We start from the raw sequence: 11,983 nt of genomic DNA on the forward strand, positions 1-11,983 counted from the left end.
CGGTCGCTGCGCCGCTGGCCCGCCCTTCCGGACGGCCCCGCCGGGGTGGGCCGCTATCATCCGGGGTATGACCCACCCGGACCTTTCCGCCGCCCTGAACCGCGAGCAGGCCAACGCCGAGTTGTTCGACCTGCTGCGCATTCCCTCGGTGAGCGCCGACCCGGCGCGCGCGGCCGACATGGCCCGTACCGCCGAGTTCCTGCGCGTCAAGCTGGACTCGCTGGGCTTCGCAGCGCGCGTCGAGGCGACGGCCGGGCACCCGGTCGTGTACGCCGAGCGTCTCCAGGCGCCGGGGCGGCCTACGGTCCTGATCTACGGGCACTACGACGTGCAGCCCGAGGCGCCGCTGGAAAAATGGACCACCCCGCCCTTCGAGCCGACCGTCCGGGACGGGCGCATCTACGCGCGGGGCAGCACCGACGACAAGGGCCAGGCCTATGCGCACGTCAAGGGCGCCGAGCTGCTGCTCTCACGCGGTGAACTGCCCGTGAACGTCAAGTTCCTGATCGAAGGTGAGGAGGAGGTCGGCAGCCCCAACCTCGACACCTACCTGCGCCAAAACGCCGCGCAACTGGCCGCCGACGTGATCGTGATCTCGGACGGCAGCCGCTTCGCGCCGGACGTGCCGACCATCACCTACGGCGTGCGCGGCCTGAGCTACGTCGAACTGCACGTGCAGGGAGCCAACCGCGACCTCCACAGCGGCAGTTACGGGGGCGCGGCGCCCAACCCCATCAACGCGCTGTGCGAGATCATCGCCCGGCTCAAGGACGACCAGGGCCGCGTGACCATTCCCGGCTTCTACGACGGCATCGAGCCGCTGACCGATGAGGAGCGCGAGATGTGGGCGGGCCTGCCCCACAGCGACGAGGCCTTCGCCGCGAGCATCGGCGTTTCGGCGCTGCCGGGCGAGGAGGGCTACACCACCCTGGAACGCATCTGGGGCCGCCCCACGCTGGACGTGAACGGCATCTGGGGCGGCTATCAGGGCGAGGGCAGCAAGACCGTGATCGCCGCGAAGGCCGGTGCCAAGGTCTCCATGCGCCTCGTGCCGGGGCAGGACCCCGCGCGCATCACCCGCCTCATCCAGGAGTACGTCCCCCAGATCGCTCCGGCGGGCGTGACGGTGGAGGTGATGGACCATCACGGCGGTCAGCCGGTCAAACTCAGTACCGACAGCCCCTACATCCGCGCCGCCGACCGCGCGCTGGAGCGGGTGTATGGCAAGCCGGCCGTGTTCGCGCGCACCGGGGGCAGCATTCCCATCGTGGCGGCCTTCACCGAGATCCTGAAGGCGCCGGTCCTGTTCGTGGACTTCGGCCTGAATGAGGACGCCCCCCACAGCCCCAACGAGAGCTTCGCCGTACAGGATTACCACAACGGCATCCTGACGAGCGCGTACCTTCTCGAGGAGCTGGGCAAATGAAGTGCGCGGCGTGCGGTGTGTGGCGAGCGGCGTTCCTGGCCGCTCTGGGCACGCGGCACGCCACGCGCCGTGTTGCCGGCTCGGGGGGGCTGTGAAGCTCGCGTTCCTTGCCTCGCACGGCGGCAGCGCGGCCCGGCACCTCGTCGCGGCGTGCCGGAGCGGGGAGCTGCACGCCGCGCCCCTATCCCTGGCGAGCAACAACAGCCGCTCGCCTGCTCTGGCCTGGGCCCAGGCGGAGGGCCTAGCGACGGCGCACCTCAGCGCGGCGCGCTTCCCGGACCCTCTGGCTCTCGACGCGGCCCTGCGCGACTTTCTGGTGGGCAGCGGTGCCGACACGCTGGTCCTGAGCGGCTACATGAAGGCGCTAGGGCCGCAGGTGTTGGAGGCCTTCGCAGGGCGGCTGCTGAACATCCACCCCAGCCTGCTGCCGCGGCACGGTGGGCACGGGCTGTACGGCGACCGCGTCCACGAGTCGGTGCTGGCGAGCGGTGACGCCGAATCGGGGGCGACGGTGCATCTGGTGACGGCCGGGATTGACGAGGGGCCAGTGCTGGCGCAGGCGCGTGTGCCGGTGCTGCGCGGCGACACGGTATCTTCGCTCAAGGCCCGTGTGCAGGCGGTCGAAGGCGAACTGATGCTGCGCGCCGTGCAGGCGCTGGCCGCCGGCGAGCGCCCCGCTCAGTCCTGACGGTTCGGCAGGGCCGCCGCGATGCTGGCCGGCAGGGTCCGGGCGAGGCGTTCGAGGGTCCGCTCGGCGGCGGCGCGGGCCATCTTCTCGAAGGCCGCGCCGCCCCAACCGCTGCCCTCCGGGAGAGCGAGGTGGGCGCGGAACTCGAAGCTGAAGGCCATGTCCCCCACCATACTGGCCTGCGCGACCCCACCGACCTCGACCCAGGCGCGCTCGTGCTCCAGCAGCTGCGGACGCAGCTCTGCACCCTCCGACGTGACGTGCAGGTGGCTGACGAAGGGCAGGTCCACCTCACCCATGACCGGCACGGACACGACCAGCTCGCCGCGGACCTGCTGGGTATCGGCGTCCAGGGCGCGCAGAAAATCCACGGCCGCAAGCGCCCGAGCCGGGTCGCGGACGAACTCCAGCGCGGCGGGCCCACCGTCCGGATGGCGCAACGTGAACTGTTGCCGGGCGAGCAGAATCACGAGGTGGCCGCGGCTCTGGTACGCGGAGAGTCTGGCCGACCTGGCCTCTGGGCAGTCGCCTGGTGAGCTGCCCGCCGGATCAGTCCACCCATTCGATCACCAGGCGGCCATTCTCGACGGCGTCCTGCAGTTCCTGATCGCCGGCGCTGCGCAGCCGGGGCAGGTGCGAAAAGCGGGGCGTGGCCGACGCGTAGCCCAGGCGCACGACCACATTATCGCTGAGCTCGTCCTTCCCGATGCGCCAGACCAGCTGACCGCCGAGCGCCTCGAGCTGACGGGCCAGGTCCGGAGGCAATGCGGCAGAGGAGGTCATGCCGCCCATTGTAGCCTGCGTGGTCCCAGGCGCTCTCATGAACGGATGGGGGTGTAGTGCTATCTTCCTGCTCGCTGCCGAGAGGCTGTTTACACGAACATTCATGGGTTGTTAGCTCAATGGTAGAGCAGCTGACTTTTAATCAGCGGGTTCTCGGTTCGAGTCCGAGGCGACCCACCAAGAAGAAACGATGTGCTAGACATCGTTTCTTTCTTTTTTGCACACGGTGAAATTGCCGCCCCTGTCACAAAACGGTGTAATTCCAGTGTAAACGGCTGGAATGGGGGGTGCCTTTGGCTCGTCAATCCTATCCACGCCCTCCGTTCCTACCCGGTAGACTTGCACATATGGGGACTGGAAATCTTATGATCGAAATGGATGAGCGGGGCTATGGCATACCTCCCAGCAAATTTATCTGTGGTCAATGTATATCTGATAACTCATACGGTGACTATGCATTGGTAGAGTTAGTGCAGAGCAATATGACAAGTATGCACTGTGATTACTGTGGGAATACATCTCCGTTCCCCATAGCTGCTGATATAGAATTGGTTATTGAAAGGGTTGCTTTGGTGATGATGAACCGTTATGGTACTGCCGAAGAAGACTTGCCGCGAGATAATGAATCTGAGTCGGGTTGGTTTGGTGATACTCTTACTACTGAAGATATTCTCGAAAAATATTTCGAGAATGGAACAAAACTATTTAATGATCTTGTCAATACTATAGCTGATAATACTTGGTGCGATAAAGATCCATTTAGTCTTCCAGAAGATCATATGTATAAATACTCTTGGGAAAGATTCAAGCAGTTAGTGCAACATGAAAAAAGATATATGTTTTTCAAATCTAACGACAGCGATCTAGATTTGAACGAAGAGTTCTATTTGGAGCCAATGGAAATACTCTCAGTTATCGGTAATTTTATTAGAGAAATGGGTATGTACAAAGAGATAACGAATGAAGATTTGCTTTATCATGTAAGATTTAATGATCATTATACAGCATTTAAGGATTTAGCTTCTCCTCCAGTGGAGTTTGCAACTCAGCCTAACAGAATGAGCCCTCCGGGAATTTCAATGTTTTACGCAGCTTATGAGAAAAAAGTTGCATTAATGGAGACTGCCTCACCAGACTTGGACGGTAAAAAGTTTACTATAGGTAGATTTTCCACTAAAAAATCAGAATACTTAGTAGATATATCTCGAGCATCGAAGGGGATAAGTGTATTTGACTTAGATAAAGCAAAATATTATAATGTTGCGCAATTTGTAGATAAGTACGTTAAGGAAATTTCTAAGCCAGCCAGAAAAGAAGCTGGCTACTCTAGCATAGACTATGTTTCCACTCAAGTATTAACTGAATTTATCAGATACGGCATGGATCATGATCATGAAATTATAGGAATGCAATTCAGAAGCTCTAAAAGTACTCCCCAAGAGGATTTTACCAGTATAGTCCTATTTCTAGATCACGCGGGTAGCATGGAGCATTTGAATTTTCTAGGTTACGAACACCACATTTGTAGATATATGCTGGATACTAACGGGCTCTGACTTCTACCCCGCCTGACCGAACAGTACGGATGCAGGAATGGCCGTCTGTTGCATCTCCTCTTGGTAGACGTGCCGGTAGACGTTCAGTGTCATCATCGGGGAGGCGTGCCCAAGCTGCTTGCTCAGCACCTCCACCCGCGTCCCAGCCCTGAGCGCGAGGGACGCGAACGTGTGGCGCAGGTCATGAATCCTGATCCTCGGCACGTCTGCGGCCTTGCAGAGGCGGTTCATGTGGTTCTTCAGGTTGTCTGGCCCGAGCGAGTCGCCATTCTTGGCGCTGGTGAACACGAAGTCGTTGTGGAACGCCTTGTCACCGAGCTTTTGCCTGATCGCCTCTTGTCGGCGCTTGGCTTCCTGTAGGACCGCCACAGCATCGGGAGACAGATAGAGCGTCCGGCGGCTGGTCTTGGTCTTGGGGCGGGTGAGCAGCTTCTCTCCGCCCGCACAGTGCAGAGCTTGCTCAATGCGGACGTAGGGCGCTTTAGCGTCTAGAAAGACATACTCCCAAGCCAAGCCGCAGGCCTCGCCCCGCCTCACACCGGTCAGTAGCATGAACTTGAAGACCATGCCCCAAGGCGAATCATCGCAGGCCGTAGCGAAGCGACTGGCCTCTTCGGGGCTGAAGACCTGTAGCTCATCGTCAGCCGTGTCCTTGCTGGTGACCTGTGGCTTCTGGCCCGCCGCAGGGTTGCGGGCGATCAGCTCATCCTTGAGCGCCATTTCCAGAACGCCATGCACGACCGCGTGGGTTAGGCGGAGGGTGTTGGACTCCGTGACGCCACGTTCTTGGAGGTCGGTGTAGAGCTGGCGCACATGTGCCGGTCGTAGGTCTTTGAGCTTGAGTGCCTTGAACTTGGCGCTGATGTACTTCTCGGCCGTATAGCGGTAGCCCAGGCTCGTCCGGACGGCACGCGAGCGGTCCTTCTCTTGTAACCATGTCTCCAGCTGTTCCCCAAAAGTGATCTTAGTGGGCTGTGCAGTCAGGCCGCGGCTGAGTTCCGAGAGCTTCTGAGCACGCTGTTGCTCAGCTTCTTTGCTGGTTGTAGCAGTGCCATTGAACCGCTTACCTTCGTAAGTTAAATGCCAGCGAAACCCTTTACTTGTTTTGTAGACTCCTGTTGTTCCCATAAGGGCAACAGTATCAAGCCCACTGACTGAAGTACACAGCTCAGGATTATGCTCTAGACAGAATCAGTTTGTAATGCTAGGCTCATTAGAAATGCCCCAGTCACGCAAAGCTACTCCCAAAGCGGTTATCAGACCGCAAGAACATTCGTTACAGAAGATTCAGAAGAGCATCAATGGAAGGCGAAGCGGTGTTCTAGGGCCTTGTATTGAAGCATATGAAGCGCATATTGGCGATGAAGGCGAGCCAGTACGTTACTTAAATAACCTTACTTATCCCTTACTGGCCGCCAGAGATGCTACTAAATCTTTAATTAGAGCCGAAATGACGAATCGATGGAGGGACAAACCAGATAGGACTGAGACTGCTATTATTAACTCTCTCAAACGTTCTGCTGGAACAAATTTCCAAACTATGACAGCCTATGCGCTAGCCAAGTATCTTGAAGAGACTGGGAGCGCATGGTATATACAGCATCCTGTACCAAAGGAACTCAAGAGCGCTCTCGCCATTGTTTTCTCCGGCAACGTAGAAATCGAAGGCGAGTCAACTGAAGACCTCGTGCAGGAAGCGCTGGAAGAAAATGCTGATAATAAAGATGCTGAAGCGGCGTCAGTTTTTGTGGTTCAGCCTGATGTTGATATTTTAATTAGGAATTCTGAGTGGAGCGCAGCGAATTCCGGGCGGGAGCCAATTATTCTTCTTTCGGTTAAAACATCTCTTGCAGATCGGGCAGGAATGGCTGCTAGATGGAAAACTTACTTCGATCAAGCTACGAATCCATGTCCTCTGTCAGGAACGGTTGGCTGCTCATATGACAAGCTGGGTATCAAAATGCCGAACGCTGATAAGTATCACATTTATCACGTTATTGTTACGGCGAATATCTATAAGCTGGAAGGCAGAGATGAAAAAGCTAGGCGGGGAGAGCTAAATAGCGGTCAAACCAGAAGCAATACATATATGTTTGACTTAAAGCTGACCACACGCGACGACCCGTCCGCCGATACGCCATCGGATTGGCATCAATTCCCTTATATTATCCAGTTCTTAGAAACAGTATCTACTAGATTCGGCTTACCATCCAGGGCCAGCACAACATTATTTTAGCTGCTCTTCCTGGACCATCTTATTGGTTCTCTATAAGTGGTTGGCGTAACACCATTTCCAGCATCAATTGGGAGAGGCAGTAAGTTTCCCAATAAAGATTTCATCTTGATTATCTCTAATGCGTCTTTCGATAAAGTATACCCGGAAAAGCCTGATGTTCCACGAAGAAGCTCAAGCATTTTGTTCTTAACCTTCTTATCTCTAGAATCTTTAGTATTCGCTTCGGACGCCTTGGCTATCTCAACTGCAATTGCCTTTGCCATAAGCGGAGGTACAGCGTTTCCCACTTGGGTATATTGTGGAACATCGACTCGGCGTTCCATAAATCCCGAAGTTCTTTTCCCCAAAAAGACATAATCATCTGAGAAAGATTGAAGCCTCGCCATCTCTCTAACGGTTGGTATTCTGTGATGCTTATAATGAATCATATCATCTGGTAAGGCTAAGACTGCATTTGATTGGGATTTCCTGTCCATTCTAGCCATTGTGATTTTTCCAGTTCGTAAATGATCAGGCACCTGTGAGATTGTCTTACCCTCTGGTATATAACTAAACATCTCAACAGCCTTTTCTCTATGTTGAGTTGCTAAATGATTATAAATAAGATCACCATGCCTCAGGCCTTCCTGATAAGGACTAGCAGCTTGGCCGGGAATATAATGAGTTTCAAATCCTGGTGCTAAGAAATCAATATCCCCCAAAGCTTCTTCAATCGTTACAATTGGAAGACCATTTCCAAAGAGACTGTGATTACCATGAGTTGTTGAGGGCCAGCTTGGTTCTGCTAAACTTTTGCGCCAACCTATCATAAAAAATCTATTTCTGCGCTGAGGGATTCCATAGTCTGGTGCACTTAGAATTGCGTCCTTGGTCTTATAGCCTAAATCTTCAAGTAGCTTCTTTGACTGTTCATAGGCGAAGCCGCCATACATTTTTTTAAAGCCAGGAACATTCTCCAAAATGAAGTACTGTGGCTTAAAAAACTCAACTGCTCTTGCATACTGCCTGAACAAGTTATTTCTTGGATCTTCTGAATTCTTTTTACCTGCCGTGCTGAAGCCTTGACATGGAGGGCCACCAGTAATAAGGTCAATTTCATCTGTATGATGCTTCTTTTTGATTGAGTTAAGAACTATTGAGAATTCAGTCTCTCTGATGTCGCCGATAAAAACTTCTGTATCGGGATGATTAAAGGCATAAGTCAATCCAGCGTGCGGGTGGAGTTCAAGGGCCGCAGCAACCTTGATACCAGCAAGCTCAAGACCTTCGCCAAAGCCGCCAGCCCCTGCAAATAGATCAATCGCAACGAGCTTCCGAGAGGTCATGATGTCGCTCCAAACTTGAGAGAGGCAGGCATACACAGGCTATACACAGGCGTAATAGTATAGCGATTCCCGCTAGCGGACTGACATACGATGCTGCACAAGCGCAATATTATGAGTGGAGATTGAGGTCTCATATTTTTAACTCCACAGGTGCCACAAATGAGGTACGGCGACCTGAAGGCCGCCGCTACCGAAAAATACTGTGCTAGACTCAGTTTTTGACAGTCAGCTCGATCTGCTGATTGTCAAAATCGTACTCACACAGGAACTCAGTCCTGAGCAGCGCCCCAAAGCTGTTCTGACTGTCTACCCACCCAGACCAGTCTTTGTTGCCGTTCTCGTATGTGGTGACCGCAGCGGCCTTCTCCAGTACGCCAGGAAACTTGGCGGTGGAGGGGGCTTTCAGTTGGGCGCGGACGGCATCTTGGCAGCGGACGATGAATGTGCCGTCATCCAACGACTTTGAGGCTTGGTCGGCCTGTGCCGCTCTGGCTTGCGCGGCTTGCCTGGTACGTTCTCGCATCGCCTCTGCGGCAGCCGCATCCGCCGCCCGCTCGGCTGCGGTGATTGGCTTCAAATTGATGTGCAGGCTCTTCTGCTTCTCCGTGTCCCAGCTCACCGACTGCGCGTGATACCCCTCCGCACTCGCCTTCACGGTATACGGCAGGTCCGTCAGTTTCACTCGCACGGGCGACTGCGTATAGGTCTGCCCATCCAGCTTCACAGTTGCGGTAGCCGGTGTGAAGGTCAACGTGACCTCACTCTTCGGCAAGAGGCTGCCTCCGACGGCGGTCAACGCCAGCCCGCCGATGAGGACACCTGCGGCAGCCCTACGCCTCTTGAGCTTGAGCAGAGGCGTCCTGCGCTTGATGACTCCAATACCGCCCAGAGCCAGAAGTGCCATCCCAATCAGTCCGATGATCATTGCCATAACGCGACCTCCTACAGTCAGCTTTGCAGATTGTATTCTGCATAAAGCGTTATGTAGCGCGCCTTACAACCCCCACACGATGCTGGAGGCGATGCCTCGTTCCTCCACGCGGAAAAGTGTTGACCCTGCCTACCTTCAGGCGCTCGGTCAACACATCCGCGAACTCCGCAAAGCGCGTGGCTGGAGTCAGGACGAACTTGCGGAGCAAGCGGACGTTCACCGCACCCACCCCGGCAAGCTCGAAAATGCTGAGATTGGCAACCCTCAGATCGGAACGCTTATGGCGCTGGCAGCAGCCTTCGAGCTGACTTTGCCTGAGCTGCTGACCTTCCCGTTCCCTCCCGCCACGTCAGTGACAGGACACGAGGACCCCCCTCGGCCATAGTTCTGCCCTCAGTGGGTCTCCGCTGCGCGTCCTGGCCGTCCTGGTGAGGGTTCCGGCAGGTCAGTCCTCGCCGTCCTCCTCGTCCAAATCACGGTCTTTGTGGGCCAGTCGCTCCGCTTTGAGCCGGTGCGCTTGCTGGGCGCGGAGTTGATCGAGGTGTTGCTGCACGCTGCGATTCAGACTCCCCTCGTACCGCAAGATCAGATTGAGCGTGGACTCCTGCGGAATAGCCCTCACCGCCTGTATCTCTTGTAGCAACCCCTCGACACGATCCAGGCACTGGAGCAACTCCACTTGCTGCCATCGCAGATCAGCCACAGATTTGCCAGGCTGAGCTATCTGTGGAAGCGCCTCTGCTGCGCCTCTGAACGTGTCCAGATGATCAACCACGCGCGCCTCATCCGGGCGGAAGAGGCCTGCCGCTTCGATAGCGTCACACAGTGCCCGTAGAGACTCCGGCAGGTTGATCGGGGTACGCCCCTGTAAGAGATGGACCTCAGCGGTCAGCGTCTCGATGGTGTTGGGGTAGGCGGCGTGTTCGAGGGCTTCACGGGCCTGGGCTTGCGTACTGGCTTCCTGCCAACCGTAGAGCTTGCGCCGCCGCCAGAGGGCATAGGCGAGAGCGTCTACGAGTTCGTGTTCGAGATAGCCGACGGGCTTAAGGTCGGCCCGGAGATGAGCCAGGTGGGCGTCAAATGCGGGCTGTTCATCGTCGGTCAAGAGACGGGCGCTGATGCCATGCTTGATACCATTGAGTCGTACTTTCAGCTTCCCGGACTCCATCTGCTTCGTCGTGGGAGGATCAGTCATGGTGTTCGCCTCACTGGAGGGAGAGACCAGAAGAGAGAACTTCTGGTCTAAGCAGTACAGATTTTTAAGCGGAAACAGAACGTTTGAAGAAATCCTCGATTATACCGTTGGCGCTGTCTGAATTTCCACGCCGTGCAATCCCCTTAAGGCAAATTCCATTCTCGCTGCGTACTACGACCATAACATAATCCGAGATTCGAGCAATAAAGCGTGGATCGCGGCGTTCCTGACGTGAAAGAGTACGACCAAAAAGTAACTTTGCCTCATTGATGTGAAGAGGTCTCACATAATCCTTTACTTCAGGATTGTCTCTCAAATATGCGTCATCCATATTGCAGATTAACTGGATATCTAGATCTACTTTGTTCATTTTCTACCTCGGTAACGCTAGATTTATGGTTTTTGTGGTGAAGGCATGGATTTACCAAGAGTATTTCGGATATGAAAAACTTCAAATCTACGACTGATCTTTACAGTCTGAATTTGCGGTTTCTATCTGGGGTGACGCTTCCCTAATTGATGGGGAATGTCACCGGAAAACCGCAAGTTCATGTGTCATCAGGTGCAAGGGCCAGTAGGATCTTTCGCCGGTCCGCGCCCTTGCCGTGTTCGAAAAACTCCACCTGAATGTCTAACTTCTGCATTGCAGGAGCCATACGCCGGACTGCCGCTGAGAGGGCCCTGGCGTTGAACTCAGGAGTTGCACCTGCATAAGACGAAAAAAGCGCTCCCAGACGCGAGAGTCTGGGAGTGTCGAAGTCACAGCCTCTCTGGGAGCGTGCCCGCATTCTGACAGACCGCCTGCTGGCCGTCCCTCCCACGGCTTACCAGCAACGCAGCCTCGGGGCTGCGTTCTCTCTTTTTCTCAATCCAGACGTGAAGATGGCTCTTCACCGAGCCGAGCTCGTCAGCGCCAGTGCCCTCAGTCGCTTCTTCAACGAATACGACTGGGACACCACCGCGTGCTGGACCCTTCTCAGGGACGCCCAATGGGACCTGCTGCTCCAGGCGGCTAAGCGGAAACATCATCCGTGCCTGCGGCTGAGTGTCGATCTCACTAGCGTCCCGAAAACGGGACGCCAGCTCCCGTTCGTTCGCGTTTACAACGAGGTCCACGGCATCCATCTCGTCATCCTCTTTGCGCACTACGGGACCCTGAAGTTCCCAGTGGGGTACCGGGTGTACCGCGGCAAAGGGACGCCCACACCCATCACACTGGCCCGTGACCTGCTGCGCACTGTTCCGCACACCATCCGCACCCGGTTCCGGGTGCGTGTCCTCGCCGATAGCGGCTTCGAGGCAGCCGCCTTTCTTGACGAGGTTCGGACGCTGGGCTTTGAATTCGTGGTCGGGGTACGGTCGACCAGGCGCACCGATCATCCTGGCGTCGTCACCGTTGCCGATTGCCCGCATGGCGGGTACGTCGAGCTCCAGAACTGGCCGCACGACACCCTGACGCTCGGTCGCGTTCAGCGCGGCCAACGTGTGTTCCATGCGGTGTCCTCTGAGTTGATGGAGGGCGACGAGGTGATCTCAGAAGGGGCAAAGCGCTGGCAAATCGAGTCGTTCTTCAAGGAGAGCAAGCATCAGTTTGGGCTGAACCGTTTCGCACTGCGGACCGCAAGGGGATTGGACCGGTGGCTGCTGCTGATCTTCGTCGCCTGGACACTGACCCTGCTGGGCGCACAACCGGGCCAAACGCTGGCGAGCAGCGCACGACGTGCGCTGCTCGCTCTTCAGCCGGAGCTGTATCTCAACCGCTTGCTGCACTTCTTCACGAAAAACGCAGAATTTCTCGGCCAGCACGGCTATTCATTGTCCTACGCGAGGTGCAACTTCTGAG

General features: G+C 56.1%; 13 protein-coding genes and 1 tRNA gene. 7 read left to right on the plus strand and 7 right to left on the minus strand.

The window, feature by feature from the left end:
* Positions 1–67: 67 nt before the first annotated feature.
* Complete coding sequence (locus ASF71_RS21335; protein WP_056303853.1) at positions 68–1,426, plus strand: dipeptidase; 1,359 nt, start codon at positions 68–70, stop codon at positions 1,424–1,426.
* A 91-nt stretch (positions 1,427–1,517) separates the two neighbouring features.
* The gene (locus tag ASF71_RS21340) at positions 1,518–2,114 is read left to right on the plus strand and encodes a phosphoribosylglycinamide formyltransferase (RefSeq protein WP_056303856.1); all 597 of its coding nucleotides are present in this window, start codon (positions 1,518–1,520) and stop codon (positions 2,112–2,114) included.
* Here ASF71_RS21340 and ASF71_RS21345 read toward each other — a convergent pair.
* Together ASF71_RS21345 and ASF71_RS21350 are read right to left on the minus strand one after the other, a co-directional pair.
* Positions 2,105–2,584, minus strand: coding sequence for a DUF3809 domain-containing protein (locus tag ASF71_RS21345; protein WP_056303858.1), 480 nt, complete (start codon positions 2,582–2,584; stop codon positions 2,105–2,107). The two genes, ASF71_RS21340 and ASF71_RS21345, sit on opposite strands and share 10 nt — an antisense overlap.
* A gap of 79 nt (positions 2,585–2,663) precedes the next feature.
* Positions 2,664–2,897: a DUF3248 domain-containing protein gene (locus tag ASF71_RS21350; protein WP_056303927.1), complete on the minus strand. Its 234-nt coding sequence runs from the start codon at positions 2,895–2,897 to the stop codon at positions 2,664–2,666.
* A gap of 105 nt (positions 2,898–3,002) precedes the next feature.
* On the opposite strand from ASF71_RS21350, the gene ASF71_RS21355 reads away from it, so the two are divergent.
* A tRNA-Lys gene (locus tag ASF71_RS21355) sits at positions 3,003–3,077 on the plus strand.
* 185 nt (positions 3,078–3,262) lie between these two features.
* The gene (locus ASF71_RS23290) at positions 3,263–4,453 is read left to right on the plus strand and encodes a HEPN-associated N-terminal domain-containing protein (RefSeq protein ID WP_162243154.1); all 1,191 of its coding nucleotides are present in this window, start codon (positions 3,263–3,265) and stop codon (positions 4,451–4,453) included.
* 3 nt (positions 4,454–4,456) lie between these two features.
* Here ASF71_RS23290 and ASF71_RS21360 read toward each other — a convergent pair whose 3' ends face one another.
* Positions 4,457–5,581 carry a site-specific integrase gene (locus tag ASF71_RS21360; protein WP_056303859.1) on the minus strand — a complete coding sequence of 375 codons (1,125 nt, stop codon included), beginning with the start codon at positions 5,579–5,581 and terminating at the stop codon, positions 4,457–4,459.
* Between the two features lie 91 nt (positions 5,582–5,672).
* On the opposite strand from ASF71_RS21360, the gene ASF71_RS24385 reads away from it, so the two are divergent.
* Complete coding sequence (locus ASF71_RS24385) at positions 5,673–6,689, plus strand: hypothetical protein (RefSeq protein WP_156373029.1); 1,017 nt, start codon at positions 5,673–5,675, stop codon at positions 6,687–6,689.
* Here the strand turns inward: ASF71_RS24385 and ASF71_RS23295 are convergent.
* Positions 6,686–8,014 carry a DNA cytosine methyltransferase gene (locus tag ASF71_RS23295; protein WP_156373030.1) on the minus strand — a complete coding sequence of 443 codons (1,329 nt, stop codon included), beginning with the start codon at positions 8,012–8,014 and terminating at the stop codon, positions 6,686–6,688. The two genes, ASF71_RS24385 and ASF71_RS23295, sit on opposite strands and share 4 nt — an antisense overlap.
* 211 nt (positions 8,015–8,225) lie before the next feature.
* A complete protein-coding gene (locus ASF71_RS21365) occupies positions 8,226–8,945 on the minus strand; it encodes a PEGA domain-containing protein (protein WP_056303862.1) in 720 nt (239 codons plus the stop codon).
* 91 nt (positions 8,946–9,036) lie between these two features.
* On the opposite strand from ASF71_RS21365, the gene ASF71_RS25940 reads away from it, so the two are divergent.
* Complete coding sequence (locus tag ASF71_RS25940; protein WP_056303864.1) at positions 9,037–9,330, plus strand: helix-turn-helix domain-containing protein; 294 nt, start codon at positions 9,037–9,039, stop codon at positions 9,328–9,330.
* 60 nt (positions 9,331–9,390) lie between these two features.
* On the opposite strand, the gene ASF71_RS21375 is transcribed toward ASF71_RS25940, so the two are convergent.
* Together ASF71_RS21375 and ASF71_RS24390 are read right to left on the minus strand one after the other, a co-directional pair.
* Complete coding sequence (locus tag ASF71_RS21375; RefSeq protein WP_156373031.1) at positions 9,391–10,140, minus strand: hypothetical protein; 750 nt, start codon at positions 10,138–10,140, stop codon at positions 9,391–9,393.
* A 64-nt stretch (positions 10,141–10,204) separates the two neighbouring features.
* Complete coding sequence (locus ASF71_RS24390; protein WP_156373032.1) at positions 10,205–10,510, minus strand: hypothetical protein; 306 nt, start codon at positions 10,508–10,510, stop codon at positions 10,205–10,207.
* 380 nt (positions 10,511–10,890) lie between these two features.
* Between ASF71_RS24390 and ASF71_RS21380 the strand changes: the two genes are divergently transcribed.
* A complete protein-coding gene (locus ASF71_RS21380; protein ID WP_056303871.1) occupies positions 10,891–11,982 on the plus strand; it encodes a transposase in 1,092 nt (363 codons plus the stop codon).
* Position 11,983 lies beyond the last annotated feature (1 nt).

Source organism: Deinococcus sp. Leaf326 (assembly GCF_001424185.1).
In the GTDB taxonomy this organism is placed as follows: Bacteria; Deinococcota; Deinococci; order Deinococcales; family Deinococcaceae; genus Deinococcus.